Origin of the sequence: Actinomadura alba (assembly GCF_014323705.1) — a bacterium.
Lineage (GTDB): Bacteria > Actinomycetota > Actinomycetes > Streptosporangiales > Streptosporangiaceae > Actinomadura_C > Actinomadura_C alba.
In genome coordinates, this window is the sequence record NZ_JABVEC010000002.1 from 508978 (window position 1) to 526579 (window position 17602).

Sequence of the window (17602 nt, forward strand, 5' to 3'; positions counted from 1 at the left end):
GGTCGGTCGCCACGCTCCCGGGGCTCAGGCCTGAGCGGCGCTCGTCTCGGTGCGGGACCGGCGGACCAGGACGATGCCCGCGGCGAGCAGCGCCACACCGATGAGCAGGGACGCCAGCGGGGTGATCGTCTTGAGCGTTGAGATCAAGCGCGCGCTCTCGTCGGCCTTCTTGACCAGTGCCTTCTGGCTGTCCGCGGTCATCTTGAGGTGGAAGCTGGCCGCCGTCATGGAGCCGGTGCTGTCACTGGTGCGCAGGGTCGTGGTGACCTGCTGCTCGCGGTTGACCGGTGCGCCGGTACGCGGGTCCACCCATATCGACACGTTCGCCTCGTAGACGCGGTCGACCGCGTAGTTCTGCTCCGCGTCCAGCCCGAGCAGCCGTCCGGAGAAACTGTCGATCTTGGCGATCGGCGTGGGCCCGACGTGCATGACGAACTTGTAGGTGTCGAGGCCCTGGATCTTCTCCTTGCCCTCGAAGTTCATCGGCCAGGTCCGCTTCGTGGTGGTGTCGAAGAACTGGTAGGTCTTCTGTTCGACGTCGCCGATCGGCCACGAGATCCCGAGCCCGGACTGGCGGACCGAACTGTCGAAGCCGGCCTCGGAGCCGATGCCCGCGCCGCAGCAGTTGGTCAGCTGGGAGGTCTTGCGGTTCAGGGCCGCCTTGTGGGACTGGACCTCCACCTTCTTGCCGATGCTCAGGTCCTCCAGCACAGTGAACGAGTCGAGCACCGTCGTGTCGCCGGTGCTCGCCTTGGCATTACCGGCGGTGGTGTTCGTGGCGACGAGCGTGGCACCGGTGCGCATCTGCCCGGTTTCGGTATCGAAGTAGGACGCCCCCGGTGCTTCGAGGGTCGACTTCTGGTACGTGTTCTTCGGTACGCCGATGAGCTGCTCCGCCACGTAGAAGCGCTGCAGCGGGGCCAGTGCGATGAGCGAGAACCCGAGCACGAGCGCGACCCAGCCGAGGGTTCGGCGCATTTTCTACCTCCTGGCGACGGCCGACCAGGGCCGTGGGGTGGGATCTCCGGGCAGGAATGCGGGCGGAGTGCGCCCGCGGTGCGCGGTTGACTGTACTAGCGAGTAGTTACGGATGCGGTGTATATCACACCTCCTCCGCCTGATGCGCAAGCCCAAGAAATGAACCTGTGATCTACGGGCGGCGAAAGCCCTGTCCATAGGGGTGGTCTGGCCGACTCTGGACCGTGGTCGGGCCACCGTTGGATAGCCTGTTTCCTCCAATGAGCGGACATACCGGATGAGCGGATTTACCGGCCTGTTCCATAGCGGCCTTTTCGCCACTGACCGGACCAGACATCTGGCCGCCGCTCTCACCGGGCTCGGGCTCGGGCTGCTCGCACTGGGGCCGGGCCTCGCGGACGGCTTCGTGCTGTCGTACGACATGGTGTTCGTGCCCGATCCGGTGTTCAGCGAGTTCACCTTCGGGCTCACCGGCACGGTGCCCCGGCACGTGCCGAGCGACGCGTTCGTCACCGCGCTCGGCAGGCTGCTGCCGGGCGATGTCGTGCAGAAGGTCATCCTGCTCGCCGTGTTCGTCATGGCCTGTACCTCGGCCGCCGCTCTGGTCCCCTCCGAACGGCTGCCGGCGCGGCTCGCGGCCGGTGTCTGCTACGCCTGGAATCCGTTCGTGGCCGAGCGGCTGCTGCTGGGCCACTGGGCGCTGCTCCTCGGTTATGCCGCGCTGCCGTGGGTGGTCGGTGCCGCCGCCGTCGTCACCGAGCGGGGCGGGGGATGGCGGCTGGCGCGTGCGCTCCTGCCGGCCGCGGTGGGCGGGTTCGCCGCGATGGCCGTGTCCGGGCTCACCGCCGCCATCGTCGCGCTCGGCGCCGCCGCCTCGGCCAGGTCGCGCGCGCTCGGGCGGACCGCCGTGGTGGTCGCGGTGCTCAGCGCCCCGTGGCTGGTCACCGGCTGGCTGCGGCCCTCGGGTCTGCCGGCCGACGGGGGCGCGGTCGAGGCTTTCGCGGCCCGCGCGGACACACCGTTCGGGACGCTCGGCAGCCTGCTGCTGCTCGGTGGTGTGTGGAACCGCGAGACCGTGCCCGCCGGATACGGCATGGCGCTCACCGCCGCGGCCTGGCTGGGGGTGGTCGTGACCGCGTTGCTCGTGTACGCGCGCTGGTGCCGGTCGGCGGGGCCCGGGGCCCGGTGGGCAACGGGCCTGTGGCCGGCCGCGGTGGCCGGCTTCGCGGTCGCCTCGCTCGGCGCCGTCGCACCGTGGTCGCTCGAAGGGCTGATCTCGATCTGGCCCGGGTTCGCGGTGTTCCGGGACGGGCAGCAGTACGTGGCACCGGTGGCGGTGGTCCTGGCCGTCGGTCTCGGCCTTGCCGTCGACCGGTTTCACCGCGGTGACCTGGCGGGGCTCGTGATGGGCGTCCTCGCCGTCCTCGCTCCGGTGGCGTTGCTGCCGTCGCTCGCCTGGGGTGCGGGCGGCCGGCTGGACGCCGTGCACTACCCGGCGGACTGGGTGCGCGCCCGCACGATCATCGAGGCCGACCGGGCCCCCGGCGAGGTCCTCGTCCTGCCGTGGGCGGCGCATCGCGGCTACCGGTGGAACGACCGGCGGCGGCTGCTCAACCCGCTTCCGCGCTACCTGCGGCGCGAGGTCATCGTCAATGACGCGGTGACCGTCGGATCCACGGTCATCGCGGCGGAGGATCCACGGGTGCGCGAGCTGGATCCCCTCATCAGGTCCAGTGCCGAGCTCACCGCCTCGCTGCGGGCCGCCGGGGTCAGGTACGTCTTCATCGACGACACCTCACCGGCCGCCACCCCGCCGGGCTCGGCATCGCCGCGGGACCGGCTGGCCGGGGCGGAACTGCTCCTGGACCGGCCGGACGTGACGCTTTTCCGGATCCCGCGGGCCTGACCGCCGTCACCCCGCGTGGCGTCGCGCGCGACGGTGCGCTCCCGGACCGCTGGTGAAGAGCACGCGGCGCCGCCCGCACCGGACCGCGGACACCGTGGGTAACCGCTTAGGGGTGATTAGTAGTGAATTGTCGTTGTTAGTTCATATGTCTAGTACTCGCCAGTAGGGACGTACTACTGTGGCGGCCACCACAGCCCCCGCCGGATGCCAGGAGGACCTTCGATGCGGATCGCAATCGCCGCAGTGACCGGAATCGTGCTCGCCGCTCTCGCTTCGGTCGGCGCCGTCGAACTCGTCAACGCCTCACAGAGCGAGCAGGTCACCAAGCCGCTCTATAACTACGGCTCGCGGTGACCTTCGCCGGCGATCACGTGCAGCTCGAGATCGTCGTCCCGGCGTACAACGAGGCCAAGCGGCTTCCTCGCGGACTTTCACTGCTCCTGCGCAAGCTGCGTGACCTGCCGGTTCCGGCGGCCGTCCTGGTCGTCGACAACGCCAGCACGGACGAGACCTCGGCGATAGTGCGCGACTGGGCGACCACCGCCCCGGTCCGGTTGCTGCACTGCCCCGAACGCGGCAAGGGCGCTGCGGTACGCATGGGCTTGCTCGCCACCCGTGCCCCGTATGTCGGATTCTGCGATGCCGACATGGCGACCGATCTCAGCTCGCTCGACGACGTGCTGCGGCTCATGGCCGAGGGCCACTCCATGGTGGTCGGTTCCCGGCGGCACCCGGACTCGGTGGTGGAGGAGTACGGCCGCCCGCTTCGCAGGCTCGGCGCCATCGTCTTCAACCGGCTCGTTCGTGACCTCGCCGGAGGCGCGGCGGACACCCAGTGCGGTTTCAAGTTCTTCTCCGGGCCGCTGGTGCGGGCCGCCGCGGCCGATCTGCGCACTCCCGGCTTCGCGTTCGACGTCGAGCTGCTCATGCACTGCATCCGCCATGGCGGTGTGGTCACCGACCTGCCGGTCGTGTGGCGCGACGTACCGGGCACGACCTTCTCGGTCCGCCGCCACACGGTCCGTTGCGCACGCGACCTCGCCCGTATCCGGGCGACCGCACGACGCCCCGCGACCACGTACGCGCCGACGCGGTCGCTCGTCCTCTCCGAGACCTCCGGGACCGGCCCCGGATGACCTTGAGCGTCGCCGGCCTGCGGGTGGCGATCGTCAACTGGCGCGATCCCTGGCACCCGGCCGCCGGAGGGGCCGAGCGCTACGCGTGGGAGATCGCCCGCAGGCTCGCCGCCGGCGGGGGACGGGTGCGTTACGTGACGTGCCGTACCCCCGGCCGGCCGCGCCGGGAGCGGGTCGACGGCGTCGAGTTCATCCGCCTGGGCGGGCGCTTCACCGTGTACCCGCTGGTGCTGCTCTGGATGCTGACCAGGCGCCGCGCCTTCGACGCGGTGATCGACTGCCAGAACGGAATCCCCTTCTTCACACCGTTGGTGCTGCCTCGCTCGCTGCCGGTGTTCTGCGTGATCCATCACGTACACGACCAGCAGTTCGGCCTGTACTTCCCCGCCTGGCTGGCCTGGATCGGACGGATTCTCGAGGGTCCCGTCGCGGGGTGGACCTACCGGCGGCACGCCTGTGTCGTCGTCTCGCTGTCCACCCGCCGGGCGCTGCGGGACCGGCTCGGCTGGCGGATGCCGGCGTACGTGGTCCCGAACGGCCACTCCAACGCGGTCGACGCGGTCGCCGTTGACACGGCCGCCCGTGACGCTCCCGTACTGGTGTGCGTGAGCAGGCTCGTGCCGCACAAGCGGGTCGAGCGGGTCGTGAACCTGGCCGACCGGCTGCGGCTCCGGTGGCCCGGGCTGCGGGTGCACATCGTGGGCGACGGGCCCGAGTCGTCCGCGCTGGCGGAGGTGGTCGCCTCCCGCGGCCTCGCCGGGGTCGTCACCCTGCATGGCTTCGTGCCGGAGGAGACCAAGGTGTCGCTGGTCGCCGCCGCCGACCTCCACCTCAGCACGTCCAGGGGCGAGGGCTGGGGACTGTCGGTGGTCGAGGCGGCCGCGCTCGGGGTCCCGACCGTCGCCCATGACGTCGAAGGACTGCGGGAGGCCGTGCGCGACGGGCGCACGGGCTGGCTGGTCCGCGACGGTGAAGACCTGGCCGACGTGGCCGAACGGGCGCTCAAGGAACTCGACGACCCGGCCCGCCGCCGTGAGATGGCGGCCGCGTGTGCTCATTGGGCCGCGCAGTTCGACTGGGCGCGCACCGCGAGCCGGGTCGAGGCACTGATCGCCGCCGCCGTCCGCGCCGGCTCGGCGTCCTCGGGTGACGATCGCGCACACGTCGTCAGCCGCTACGGTGATGATCAGCCGGAGGTGGTCGAGGGTCCGGTGCGCGACCTCATGCTGCGCGACCGGGCGGTGCGGGAGATACGGCCCGCCACCCCGATCGAGCGCCTCCTCGGCCGCCCCGACGAGCGGTCACACTGACCCACCACCCCGGCTGGAACGAATACCTACTGGATGGACACGTGCGGAAGCTGGATGGAGACGCGCGGAAGCGCCCCCGAGGAGCGCGGCGGCGTACCGGCTGAGGAGCGGACGAGCGCATCACTGCGCGACCGCCTTCAGGTCGTGGTCTGCTGCCTGGCACTGACCTGTCTGGCCACGTCGACCCGGCCAGGTCGCATCCTCGCCGACACCAAGATCGATATGCCGGTGGATCCGCTGGCCTTCCTCGGCCGCGCGCTGCACCTCTGGGCACCGGAGCAGTTCGGTCAGCTGCAGAACCAGGCCGTCGGCTACCTCTTCCCGATGGGGCCGGTCTACGTACTGGGCGATCTCGCCGACCTGCCGGCCTGGATCACTCAGCGCGTCTGGCTGGCCATGCTCCTCTGTGTCGCCTTCCTCGGCGCCCGCCGCCTGGCCGGCTGGCTCGGGATCGGCGGATCGGCCGGCGGGCTCGTCGCCGGCATGGTGTACGCGCTCGCGCCGACCGGCCTGGCCGCCCTCGGTCAGATCTCGTCGGACTACCTGCCGTTCGCGATGGCGCCGTGGATCGTGCTCCCGCTGATCACGGCCGTGCACGATCTGCCGGAGCGCGGCGGCCGGGGCCGGTTGATCGTCAAGTCGGTGGCCCGGTCGGGCCTGGCGGTGGCGTGCTGCGGCGGGATCAACGCCACCGCGACCGCTGCGGTGCTGGTGGTGCCCTTGATCTACCTGCTGACCAGGCCGCGTGGCACACCGCGCCTGCGCGTGCTGGCCTGCTGGTCGGTCTCGGTGGCGCTGGCGACGTTCTGGTGGCTGGTCCCGCTGATCCTGACCGCGAGGTACGGGTTCTCCTGGTTGACCTACACGGAGAAGGCCGTCACCACCACGGGCCCCACGGGACTGGTGACCGTACTGCGCGGTGCGGAGCGCTGGGTCAGTTATCTCGTGCTCGACGGGCAGGTCTGGTGGCCGGTCGGTCATGCGCTCTCGCTCAGTGTCCTGCCCGTGCTCTGCACGGGCGTCGTGGCGGCGCTCGGCCTGGCCGGGCTGGTGCGCGCAGGGCTGCCCGAACGGGCCTTCCTGCTGATCACGTTGCTGGCCGGACTGGCGATCATCACGGCCGGGCACATCAGCACGATCGAGGGCCCGGCGGCCGCGCCGATGCGGGAGCTCCTGGACGGGCCGCTGGCGGCGTTGCGCAATCTGCACAGGTTCGACGTGATCGTCCGGCTGCCCATCGCGCTAGGCGTGGCGCATCTGATCGGTTCGGTGCGCAGGCCACAGGTCCGGCTCCGGATGCGGGCCGTGGCGTTCACCGCCCTCGGCGGCATCGCGCTCGCGGCGGTGAGCAACGGGCTGTCGGGTCCCGGTGACTTCAGGGAGCCCCCGACGTACTGGCGTGACGCCGCGAACTGGCTGTCCGGACGGACCGGGGGAGAGGGGGTACTGGCGATCCCGGGCGCTCCGTTCGGCGAATACCTGTGGGGTCGGCCCATGGACGACATCATGCAACCGCTGGTCACGTCCCGGTGGGGCGTCCGGCAGCTCGTCCCGGACGGGTCGCCCGGCTACACACGCGCGCTCGACGCGATCGACCGGCAGGTGGCGGCGGGGCGCCGCTCGCCGGGGCTGGCGCAGTTCCTGTCCCGCATGGGCATCCGATACGTCCTGGTCCGCAACGACCTGCGCCGAGAGGGCCTACGGGGCGTCTGGCCCGCCCGGCTGCACCAGGCGCTCGACGGATCCCCCGGGATCCGGCGGGTCGCGAGCTTCGGCACCCAGCCCGTCGGCTGGGCCGAACCCGACGACGCCATCGGGGCGTTCGACCAGCTGTACCCGCCTCTAGAGATGTACGAGGTCGAGGCCGCGGACCAGAGCACCGGCGCCGGCCAGGCGCAGGCCGTCACCGCCACGGCGAAGGGCGGCGCGGTGACGCTGGCCGACGCCGACAGCGCGATCCGGCTGTACGGGTCGCCGGAGTCGCTGCTGACGCTGGCCGACAACGGGGCGCTGAGAGGGCGGCAGGTGCTGCTCAACGACGACGCGCCGGGCAGCGGCGGCACCCCGGTCGTCTCCGACTCGCTGCGGCTGGTGAAACGCAACTTCGGCGAGCTGGACCAGGGCTCGCCCACGCTGACGGGCGCCGAGCGGGGAGAGGCGGCCGACGTCGTCGAGCCCGGCTGGGAGCGTTACGCGACGGTGGCCGCCTTCAGCGGCGTCTCCTCGATCACGGCGTCGACGTCGGCCGCCGACGCCGACGCGATCCCGCAACTGCACGACGCCGGCCGGCTCCCTTACTCCGCCATGGACGGCGATCCCTGGACCTACTGGGAGACGGGGGGCTGGAACGGGCCCGTCGGCCAGTGGCTCGGTGTGCGGTTCGACCGGCCGACCGTTCCCGGGCGCGTGTCGGCGACCTTCGTACGGAATGAGAACGTGCTCGGACCACCGCCGAGCCGGATCGCCGTGGAGACCGAGGCCGGAAGGATCGTCCAGCCCGTCGTGAGCAGTTCGGCACCGCAGGTGCTCCGCGTGCCGCCGGGCCGGACCGGCTGGCTCCGGATCCGGATCCTGCGGCTCGCGGAACCGGTCGCCAGCCCCCTGCTCGCCCGGGCCGGCATCTCCGAGCTGACGATCGACGGAGTGCGCGCGGGCCGCCGCTATGAACTGCCGGCCGCGCGGGACGCCGGAGTGCCGAGCTCATTCGTCATGACGCGCGCCTCCGGCGCCGCGCCGGCCTGCATGAAGGGGTCGAAGCGCTGGGTCTGTTCGCCCGCACTCGAACGGCGGGACGAGGAGGGCGCCGGCTTCGAGCGCTCTTTCCTCTCCGCGGCGCCCGGTCAAGGGGCGCTGTCCGGCCTGGCCACTCTCACCGATGACCGGCTGATCCAGGGGTACACGGGCATCGGGTCGCGGGTGCGGGTCGCGGTCAGTTCGAGTCTCTCCTCGGACCCGGCGCTCCTCGCGCGCTCGGCCTTCGACGCCGACCCCGCCACCACCTGGATCGCCGCCGAGCACGACCTCACCCCGAGGTTCGCGGTGAGCTGGGGGCGTGCCATCCGGGTCGGCCGGGTCGACGTGGAACGCCCGGCCGGCGCGCGGGGAGCGCTCCGGGTGCGGGTGCGCTCGGACCGGGGCGACTCCAGGGAGGGACTGCTCGACCGGAACGGGCGTCTCACCTTCGCCCCGATGATCGCCAAGAGGCTGATCCTCGAGTTCACGGTGTCCGGCCAGCTCGCCCTGCAGATCACCGACATCACCGTGCCAGGTGTGGCACCGCTGCCCGTGCTGGGCCGGCTTCCGCTCGAGCTGCCCTGCGGCTTCGGGCCGTGGCTGGAGGTCAACGGCGTCAAGATTCCGACCCGGGTGTCCGGCGCGATGGACGATCTGCTGGAGGGGCAGCCGCTGCGGTACGAGTCGTGCCGGAGCGCGCAGGTCATCGGCGGGACGAACCATCTGCGGCCGTCGCCGTTCAGCCCGTACCGGATCGAGTCCGCGGTGCTCGACGTGGACGGCTCGCTGCGGCCGGCGCAGGCCCGCTCGCAGGCGGGCGCTCCCGAGGGGACGGCGCCGGAGCAGGCGACGACGCGCGAGGTGCGGGTGGAGCGCTGGTCTCCGGACGCTCGCGAGCTGCGGGTCGAGGCATCCCGGCGGTCGTTCCTGGTGGTGAACGAGAACTACAACCGGGGATGGCGGGCCACGGTCGGCACGACCGTCCTGCGGCCGGTCCGGCTGGACGGCTGGAAGCAGGGCTGGGTCGTGCCCGCGGGAACCGCCGGCACGGTCGAGCTGACCTACCTTCCGGGCCGGGTGCACCGCGTCGCCGTACCGGCCGGCCTCGGGCTGCTGGCCGTCCTGGCGCTCGCGGCCTGCGGGCGGGGCGGCTCGCGCGCCGTGCCGCGCCCGGTGCCCCGGCGGATCCGGGGGGTGCGCTGGACGGCTCTGCCCCTCGCGGCGGGCCTCGGCTTCTGGGTGGCCGGCGGCCTCGGTGTCGCCGTCGCGCTGGGTTCCTCGGCCGTGTTCGCGGCGGCCCCGCTTCTGGCGGCGCCGCCGGGCTCCGCGCGGAGGCGTCGTACGCTCGCCCGCGCGCTGGCGTCACCGTGGTCGGTGGCCGTGTTGATGTTCGCCGGGACGGTCTCGTGGGCGGCGAGCGCTTCGACGCGATCCACCGGTAATCCGGCGGCTCTGACCGACCCGCTCGGCGACCTCGTCCCGCAGTTGCTCGGGCTGGTCATCGTGGGCCGGCTCGTCATCGCCCTGTGGACGCGCCGCCCCGGCCCTGGGAGAGTCGCTGAATCGGCTTCTCGATCAGGTAGTAGCTCAACGTCGCGGCGGTGACCGTCGCGGCGGCGAGGATCGGCAGGTCGAGCAGAAGAGCACCGCGGAACAGCCGGTCGGTGCCGTCGAACCAGCCGAGGATGAGGACCATCTGCCAGAGGAAGACGCCGTACGAGATCCGGCCGAGAAAGCGCATCACGCGGTTGCCGAGCACCCGGGTCGGTCCGGGATGGGCGGTCGGCGCCAGCGCCACCGGCGCGATGAAGAACAGCGCGCACATGCCGAAGATCAGGATGTGGAACTCCGCCGTCCACACCCCGTCGAGGCTCGACAGGTCGGATGGCCCGGTCAGCGGCGACGCGGCGATGACGAAGAGGCAGAGGGCCCCCAGCCAGCAGGTGCTCCAGCACTCGCCGACCGTACGGCAGAAGCGCGCCGCCGGGCCGGTGGGCTCGGCGCGAGCCCATACCGCCACCACCGAGAGCGCCATGCCGGCCGCGAACCACGCGAGATACCGCGGCGGCCAGGCGACCGCGATCGGATGGTAGCCGGGAACGAACATGAAGAGCGTGTAACCGAACGAGATCAGCGCGTACGCGCCGAGACCCCACAGGAGCCGCCTGGCCCGGGCCGCGACGTCGACCTCACTGCCCGAGCGGCCGCGTGCGAACCACGCCAGCAGCATCGCGGTGATCGGCAGCGACACGTACCACGCCGCCTCGACCGCGAGGCTCCACGTCTGTCCCATCTCCCTCGGCCCGAGGCCGCTGCTCCACAGCGGGCCGGGGGCGTAGAGCTGCGTGAGGGTCAGCAGCCGGCCCCACGCCCGCACATCGTCGAGATGATCCCTCTCGGCGGTGAGCAGTACGCAGGCGACGAGCGCCCAATAGGCCGGAAGGATGCGCAGCGCGCGTTTCCTCAGGTAGGTGCGGGTTCGCGGCCTGACCCCGCCATCGAGCAGCGCCCGGACCCACGGCCGGTAGAGCAGCAGGCCCGACAGGACGAAGAAGACGGCCACGCCGACCTGACCGCCGTTGAACAACCACGCTGCGGGGACGGACGAGCGATTGAAACCCGAGTTGAGGGCCACGTGGAACACGAGCACCGTGAAGGCGGCGACCGCGCGGACGCCGTCGAGCGCGTCCTGATGTCCGGACACCGCCGGAAGACCGCCGGGCGGGCGGGCGACGCCTGCCGCCGGAGCCTCTGCCGTCATTCGGGTACCTCCGCGGCTCCCGCGTCCGGAACGGCGAGAACTCCGTGGTCATGTAGGGTTACGGCCCGGTAATGATTGCCGGGTAAGCCTAACCCCGGAGGTGGCGATGCGGCGACCGGCGGCGTTGGGGCTGGTCGGCGTGGGCGTGTTCTTCCTCGCGCTCGTACCGCTCCTGCGGTTCTACGTCCAGGATCAGGTCGTGGCCGTGCCGCGCAACTTCTACCAGGCGACCCGGCTGGAGGCGCGGGACGCGTCGTACTTCGACACCGCGGAACTCGAGATGCGCACGGACGTCACGCTGAGCGCCCGCAGCACAGTTCTCGGTGATGTGCGGCCGGTGGGTGGCGCGGACGTCGTGGTGTGGGACGCCTCCACGGCGGTCTACGACGACGATCGCGACCGGCAGCTCGAGGCGCTGGACTACCGGATCGCCGTCAACCGGCGTACGTCCGAGCTGGTGAGCTGTTGTGGAGCCCATGTCGCCGGTGACATGGGGGTTCGGTTCGCCGGGTACGGCCTGGTGCTCCCGCCGGCGGACGTGCGGAAGCGGGACTACCAGGTCTTCGACGTCATCACCCGCCGCCCGTGGCCGGCCCGCTTCGGCGGCGAGGAACGGGTTCAGGGGCTCAGGACCTACCGTTTCGTGCAGGAGGTCGGGCTCACCAAGGTGGGGGAACTCAAGGCCCTTCCCGGGCGGTTCCTCGGGCTCGGCCCGCGGAGTGGCAACGTCGACGTGGATCGTTACTACGCGGCGAGGAACACGGTCTGGGTCGATCCGCGCACCGGCACGCCCGTCAAGCACGAGCAGGTGGTCCAGACCACGGTGCGGATGCCGGACGGCCGGGGAGGGCTGACGGCCTCCGCCGCCCGGCTGGTCACCGTGCCCGCCGACCAGAAGAGGCTCGTCGCCCGGGCCGACCGGAACGCGCTCGTCATCGCGGCCGTCAGGACGTACGTCCCGGTCGGCGCGCTGAGCGCCGGGCTGCTGCTCGTCCTGACGGGCGGCGTGGTGGGCCTGGTCGGCGAACGGACCGCCCGCCGCGTCCGGGACACCTGATGAGTGTTAGTACGTGTTCTCGCCGTGACGGGTATCGCGCCCTGGTGTCCGGTCAATACTCTAACTAGAACCTGTTGCAGTTAGGCTTCACGCGCGCTTAGAGTCGAGGGGTGCGGACACGAGTAACGGAACTCTTCGGCATCGAATACCCGATCTTCGCGTTCAGTCACTGCCGCGACGTGGTCGCCGCCGTGAGCCGCGCCGGCGGCATGGGCGTCCTCGGCGCGCTGTACTTCACCCCCGAGGAGCTCGAGGTCGAGCTCAAGTGGATCGACGAGCACGTGGGCGGCAGACCGTACGGCGTCGATGTGGTGATGCCCGCGAAGTACGAGGGGGCCGACCTCGGCGACTCCGAGGACCTCATGGCCAGGTTGCAGGCCATGATCCCCGAGCGGCACCGCCTGTTCGTCAACGAACTGCTGGAGCGGCACGGCATCGAGCCGCTCTCCGAGGAGGGGGCCGGGCGGTACCTGCTCGGCTGGACCGACGCGACCGCGCGTCCGCAGGTCGAGGTGGCGCTCAGGCATCCGATCGCGCTGCTCGCCAACGCGCTCGGCCCGCCGCCCGCCGACGTCGTCGCGCAGGCTCACGAGCACGGCGTCAAGATGGCCGGGCTGGCGAGCAACGCCCGGCACGCCCGCAAGCAGGTCGAGGTGGGTGTCGACATCATCGTCGCGCAGGGCACCGAGGCGGGCGGTCACACCGGCGACGTGTCGACGATGGTCCTCATCCCCGAGGTCGTCGACGCGGTCGGGCCGGACACCATCGTGCTCGCGGCGGGCGGCATCGGGCGCGGCCGCCAGCTCGCCGCGGGGCTTGCGCTCGGCGCGGAGGGCGCGTGGACCGGGTCGATCTGGCTCACCGTCGACGAGGCCGACACCCCGGAGGCGTCGAGGGACAGGCTGCTGTCCGCGACGTCCCGCGACACCGTACGGTCCCGCTCCTGGACCGGCAAGCCGGCGCGCATGCTCAGGACCGCGTGGACCGACGCGTGGGAGAGCGAGAAGTCGCCCGGCACGCTGCCGATGCCGATGCAGTTCATGCTCATCTCCGACGCGCTGCACCGCATCAACCGGGCCGGGAGCAGCGAGCTCACGACCTTCCCGGTCGGCCAGATCGTCGGTTCCATGAACCGGGTCAGGCCGACCGCCCAGGTGATCTACGACCTGATGGAGGAGTACATAGCAGTGGTCGACCGCCTCAACCACATCACCGAGTCCTGACCGTTTCGCGGACCGAAGGCCCCCCCGGGGGGCGCCTCAGGGCGCCGCGAGCCGCCGCGCCGGAGGCGCGGCCATCGGCACAGCGTATTGCGGCAGGCCGCGGAACCAGTCGACCGTGTGCCTGAGGCCCGTGTCGATGGATACGGGCTTGACCTCGGGGAACAGTCGTCGAAGCCGCCCGTCGGACGCCTGCGAGTCGCGAACGTCGCCGAGGCGAGGCGGCTCGTGCCGGATCTCGAGCGGAAGGTCGGTCGTCATGGCCAGCCGCTCGGCGAGTTCCAGGATCGACACCCGGCTGCCGAAGGCGAGGTTGACCGGATCCGGGCAGGTGACGCGGTGGATCACGGCGTCGGCGAGTACCCTCGCCACCGTTCCCACGTAGGTGAAGTCACGGGTCTGCCGGCCGTCGCCGTGGACGCGCAGCGGCTCGCCGCGCAGCGCGGAGTCGATGAACGAGGGGACCACGGCCGCGTAGGCGTGGCCCGCAGGCTGTAGCGGCCCGTAGACGTTGAAGAAGCGCAGCGCCAGCGCGGGCAGGTCGAAGCTGCTGCCGTAGGCGAGCACGTAGGCCTCGGTCGCCAGCTTGCTCGCGCCGTACGGGCTGATCGGGCGGGTGGCCAGGTCCTCGTGCTTGGGCAGCGCCGGTGTGGACCCGTACACCGAGGACGAGGACGCGGCGATCATGTGGGTCGCCCCGCGCCGGCACGCTTCGAGCACGAACACGGTGCCGGTCGCGTTGACCGCGTGGCTGGCCACCGGGCTGGTGAGCGACCGTGGGACGGACGGCCGCGCCGCGAGATGGACCACCGCGTGGGCGCCGTCGACGACCTCGTCCAGCAGTTCGCGGTCGAGGATGCTGCCCTCGATCAGGTCCGCGGCGACGCCGTCGAGGTTGCTCGCCGACCCGGTGCTGAGGTTGTCGAGTGCGGTGACCTTGGAGATCTCCGGGCGCTCGGCGAGTTCGCGGCAGAGGTTGGCTCCGATGAAGCCGGCCCCGCCGGTGACGATGACTCTCAACGGGTCTCCTGTTCAGCGAGCGAGGAGGACGGCCACCAGCCCTGGTCGACGGCGATGGAGGTGTAGAGATCGCGCATGTCACTGACCAGCCGTTCGGCGCTGAAGCGTTCGGTCGTCCAGGCCTGCGCGTGCCGGCCCATCCGAAGGCGCAGCCGGTCGTCGCCGAGCAACCGGACGGTGTGGGCGGCGAGTTCTCCCGCGCGGGTGGTGGCGAGCAGGCCGGTCACCTCGTCCTGGACGACCTCCGGGACGCCTCCCACGCGGGTGGCGACCGCCGGCAGGCCGGCCAGCCCCGCCTCGATGAGCGAGACCGGCATTCCCTCGTTGTCGGAGGTGAGGAGGACGACGTCCGCCGCCGCGTACACGGTCTCGACGTCCGCTCGCCAGCCCAGCAGGAGCAGCGCTCCGTCCACGTCACCGGCCGTGGCGGCGACCTCGGGCAGCAGGTCCCCGTCGCCGCACACGACGAATCGCGCGGTGGGCAGGTCGCGGCGGACGGCGCGCGCCACTTCGACGAACCGGTCCGGGCGCTTGATTCCGGTCACCCGCCCGACATAGGCGACGACGGGCGCGTCCAAGGGCAGCCCGAGGGTGCGCCGTGCCGTCTCGCGGTCGGGAAGCGGGCCGAGGTCGGTGCCGGGCGGCACGACGTGGTACTGGCCGGCCCGCCCGATCCGGGCGCTCACGAGGTCGTCACGTACCTGCCCGCCGACGGCGACCAGATGGTCGGTGCGCTTCGCGAGCATGCGCTCGGTGTGCACGATCAGCCGGGTCTTCGGTGGTGAGAAGTAGCCGTGCAGCAGATGGCCGTGGAATGTGTGGACCCGCACCGGCACCCCGGCCATGACCGCTGCCAGCCGGCCGAGCACCCCGGCCTTGGCGGTGTGGGTGTGCACGATGTGCGGCCGGAACCGGCGCATGGCCGACGTGAGCCGGATCAGGGCGCGGAGGTCGTCGGCCGGGCGGACCGAGCGGCCCAGCGTGGCGACGCGGCGTACCCGCACGTCGGGCGCGCACAGGTCGACGTAGTCGGCTTCGTCCGGCCCGACGAGCCCGCAGTAGACCCGATGGTCGAAGTGTTCGGTGTCCAGGCCTCGCATCAGTGCCGTGACCTGCATCGCAGGGCCACCGATGTTCATCCGTGCGATGACCCGCATCACCCTGATGCGCCTGTCGCTCAACGTACGCCCCCCGCGTCGCAGCTTGATCACTCAACGTACATAGACGTCACGCTCCGTGCAACGCGCAACGCGCGGACGGCGGAATGTGCGGATGATCACGACGAATTACGGGGTGGCCGGACTAGTTGGCACCCGACCCTTTCGGAATCTATTCTGCGGAAAGTCGACCTCTATTTCGGCCGCCTCAGAGCAGCCCAAAAGGAGTCCGCGCCCATTTAGAAAGCATCGCGATCAGGGCGTGATAACTTGTGCACCGTTCCCCTAACTGCTTCCGGCAGTGCTATAGGGAGAATTCATCGTGGGCAAGGGGATTGTCCATTTCTGTTCGGGGGGAGCCTTATGGGTTCATTTTCTAAGAGAGTCCGTGGCGTGGCGGTCGCCGCCGTGGCGGGAGTGGGACTGACGGCGATGCCGTCGGCCGCACACGCCGCGCCGACGGCGGTCGTGGCGGTGTCGTGCAACACGCCGGCGCTGATCGCGGCGATCACCGCGGCGAACGCCGCCACCTCACAGACACTCAGGCTGGCCACGGGCTGCACTTACGACCTCACCGCTGCGGCCCAGACCGGTACCCGCGGGCCGAACGGGCTGCCGATCATCACCGGCAACGTCACTCTGGTCGGCAGAAACACCACCATCAGGCGGAACGCGGCCGCGTTGTTCCGCATCGTCGAGGTCTCGGCCGGTGCGGGGCTCGCCCTTCGCGGGATCACCCTCACCGGCGGTGACGGCGGCGCGAACACCGGTGGTGCCATCCTCAACGCCCGCGGCAGGGTGCTGCTCTTCCGGAGCCTCGTGTTCGGCAACACCGCCGACAACGGGGGCGGCATCTCCAATGACAGTGGCTCGCTGAGGCTGGTGAGCAGCACGGTGAGGAACAACACCACCGGCATCGGTGGCGGTGGCGGTGGCATCTACAACGACGGCGGCATGCTGGTGAAGTTCAGCCGGGTCAACTCCAACCGGGCCAACACCGACGGTGGCGGCATTTACAACGAACTCGGCGGCAGAGCCTATATGTACCGCAGCGACATCGTCGGCAACATCGCCGTGAGCGAGGGTGGCGGCATCTACAACGGAAACGGTGGCTACCTGCGGGGTGATCTGGTGCGGGTCTCGTTCAACGGGGCGGCGTCCGGTGGCGGCCACTACAACCTGGGCGCCCCGGGAAGTGGGGCTTTCACGCGCAGCGCCGTCACGCAGAACAATCCCAACAACTGCGCTCCTCTCGGCACGGTTCCGGGATGCACGGGCTGACATTCCGCCTTTGTCTGCTTCTGGTAGTCACGCTTTCTTGACGGCTACCGCCTGCCGGGTGGCGGGGACGGACCTCGCCGCCCGGCAGAGACAGCGGTGCGAAGAATGGGGTTGCGGCCCTGGTCGCCGGTTGTGGTCGACGTGGAATGGAGCAGCGTGTGATCTGCAGAGTCAGAGTCCGGCCGCGGCGCCGACTCATCAAGGCCGCGCACCGACACGTGTTCTGGCGCGTCCCCGGCCTGCAGAGGCTGGTGCGGGCGGGCGCCGGCCGGGGGTATGTCGCTCCGGCGGTGTGGCGGCGGTTACAGCCCCTCGGCCAGTGGACGTTACACGCCCCTGACGGCACGCCGTTCGTCTACGACGCCGTCGAGCACGACGGGCTGGCCCGGCACATCGTCTGGACGGACATGCGGGACTGGGAGAGCACGACGCAACCCGTGCTCTTCGATCTCGCGAGGCGGTCGGAGGTGTTCGTCGACGTCGGCGCGTACTCGGGGATCTACACCCTGCTCGCCTGCGTCGCCAACCCCCGGCTCCGCGCCGTCGCGTTCGAGCCCAACCCCGTCAAGCTTCCGCAGCTGCGGTCCAACGTCATCGTCAACGGCTTGCAGGACAGGGTGACCATCGTCGGCAAGGCCCTGGCCGCGGAGGCCGGTTGCGCCACGCTCACGATCCCCTCCGACGACTCGGCGGCTTCGCTCGGCACCGCTCGGCCGTCCGTCCGTACGGTGGACGTCGACGTGACGACCGGCGACGAGGCCCTGGGCGACCTGCCGGTCGGGCTCATCAAGATCGATGTCGAGGGCTTCGAGCCCGAGGTGATCAACGGGATGCCGCGGCTTCTCCGCACCTGGCGGCCCAGGATCATCGCCGAGTGCCTCAATCCCGACTCGCTGGACAAGGTCCGCGAATCGGCGTCGGCGTTCGGCTACCGGCACGCGTATCACCTCACCCGCGAGGGGCCGATCCGGCTCGAGGCGCGGTCCTTCCACCCCTGCAACTACCTGTTCGCGACCGAGCCGGTGACGGCCACGTCATGAGGG

The 17602-nt window shown here is 71.0% G+C and carries 13 protein-coding genes; 9 read left to right on the plus strand and 4 right to left on the minus strand.

What is annotated here, in order from left to right; all coding sequences use genetic code 11:
* Positions 1–24 precede the first annotated feature (24 nt).
* Complete coding sequence (gene pgfA / locus HKK74_RS05285) at positions 25–978, minus strand: cell envelope lipid trafficking protein PgfA (RefSeq protein ID WP_187241873.1); 954 nt, start codon at positions 976–978, stop codon at positions 25–27.
* 277 nt (positions 979–1255) lie between these two features.
* On the opposite strand from pgfA (HKK74_RS05285), the gene HKK74_RS05290 reads away from it, so the two are divergent.
* The 5 genes from HKK74_RS05290 (at position 1256) to HKK74_RS05305 (ending at position 9668) form a co-directional block, all read left to right on the plus strand.
* A complete protein-coding gene (locus HKK74_RS05290; protein ID WP_187241874.1) occupies positions 1256–2884 on the plus strand; it encodes an MmpA family trehalose lipid delivery protein in 1629 nt (542 codons plus the stop codon).
* A 222-nt stretch (positions 2885–3106) separates the two neighbouring features.
* Positions 3107–3238 carry a hypothetical protein gene (locus HKK74_RS40715; protein WP_281397668.1) on the plus strand — a complete coding sequence of 44 codons (132 nt, stop codon included), beginning with the start codon at positions 3107–3109 and terminating at the stop codon, positions 3236–3238.
* Positions 3235–4020 carry a glycosyltransferase gene (locus HKK74_RS05295; RefSeq protein WP_187241875.1) on the plus strand — a complete coding sequence of 262 codons (786 nt, stop codon included), beginning with the start codon at positions 3235–3237 and terminating at the stop codon, positions 4018–4020. The genes HKK74_RS40715 and HKK74_RS05295 overlap by 4 nt, the downstream gene beginning before the upstream one ends.
* Positions 4017–5330 (plus strand): glycosyltransferase family 4 protein, encoded by a 1314-nt coding sequence (locus tag HKK74_RS05300; RefSeq protein WP_187241876.1) that lies wholly within the window; start codon positions 4017–4019, stop codon positions 5328–5330. The genes HKK74_RS05295 and HKK74_RS05300 overlap by 4 nt, the downstream gene beginning before the upstream one ends.
* Before the next feature lie 54 nt (positions 5331–5384).
* Positions 5385–9668, plus strand: a complete 4284-nt coding sequence (locus tag HKK74_RS05305; RefSeq protein WP_187241877.1) for an alpha-(1->3)-arabinofuranosyltransferase domain-containing protein — start codon at positions 5385–5387, stop codon at positions 9666–9668.
* Here the strand turns inward: HKK74_RS05305 and HKK74_RS05310 are convergent.
* Complete coding sequence (locus tag HKK74_RS05310) at positions 9580–10824, minus strand: acyltransferase family protein (RefSeq protein ID WP_187241878.1); 1245 nt, start codon at positions 10822–10824, stop codon at positions 9580–9582. The genes HKK74_RS05305 and HKK74_RS05310 overlap by 89 nt on opposite strands.
* A gap of 106 nt (positions 10825–10930) precedes the next feature.
* Here HKK74_RS05310 and pgfA (HKK74_RS05315) point away from each other — a divergent pair, with 106 nt between their 5' ends.
* Positions 10931–11881, plus strand: a complete 951-nt coding sequence (pgfA, locus tag HKK74_RS05315) for a cell envelope lipid trafficking protein PgfA (protein ID WP_187241879.1) — start codon at positions 10931–10933, stop codon at positions 11879–11881.
* A gap of 110 nt (positions 11882–11991) precedes the next feature.
* Complete coding sequence (locus tag HKK74_RS05320) at positions 11992–13104, plus strand: NAD(P)H-dependent flavin oxidoreductase (RefSeq protein ID WP_187241880.1); 1113 nt, start codon at positions 11992–11994, stop codon at positions 13102–13104.
* Between the two features lie 36 nt (positions 13105–13140).
* On the opposite strand, the gene HKK74_RS05325 is transcribed toward HKK74_RS05320, so the two are convergent.
* Positions 13141–14121 carry an NAD-dependent epimerase/dehydratase family protein gene (locus tag HKK74_RS05325; RefSeq protein WP_187241881.1) on the minus strand — a complete coding sequence of 327 codons (981 nt, stop codon included), beginning with the start codon at positions 14119–14121 and terminating at the stop codon, positions 13141–13143.
* Positions 14118–15302: a glycosyltransferase gene (locus tag HKK74_RS05330; RefSeq protein ID WP_246491187.1), complete on the minus strand. Its 1185-nt coding sequence runs from the start codon at positions 15300–15302 to the stop codon at positions 14118–14120. The genes HKK74_RS05325 and HKK74_RS05330 overlap by 4 nt, the downstream gene beginning before the upstream one ends.
* A gap of 369 nt (positions 15303–15671) precedes the next feature.
* Here HKK74_RS05330 and HKK74_RS05335 point away from each other — a divergent pair, with 369 nt between their 5' ends.
* Both HKK74_RS05335 and HKK74_RS05340 read left to right on the plus strand, forming a co-directional pair.
* Positions 15672–16559, plus strand: coding sequence for a hypothetical protein (locus tag HKK74_RS05335; RefSeq protein ID WP_187241882.1), 888 nt, complete (start codon positions 15672–15674; stop codon positions 16557–16559).
* Positions 16560–16717: 158 nt separating this feature from the next.
* On the plus strand, positions 16718–17599 hold the full coding sequence (locus HKK74_RS05340) for an FkbM family methyltransferase (RefSeq protein ID WP_187241883.1): 882 nt from the start codon (positions 16718–16720) through the stop codon (positions 17597–17599).
* The last annotated feature ends 3 nt before the right edge of the window (positions 17600–17602 follow it).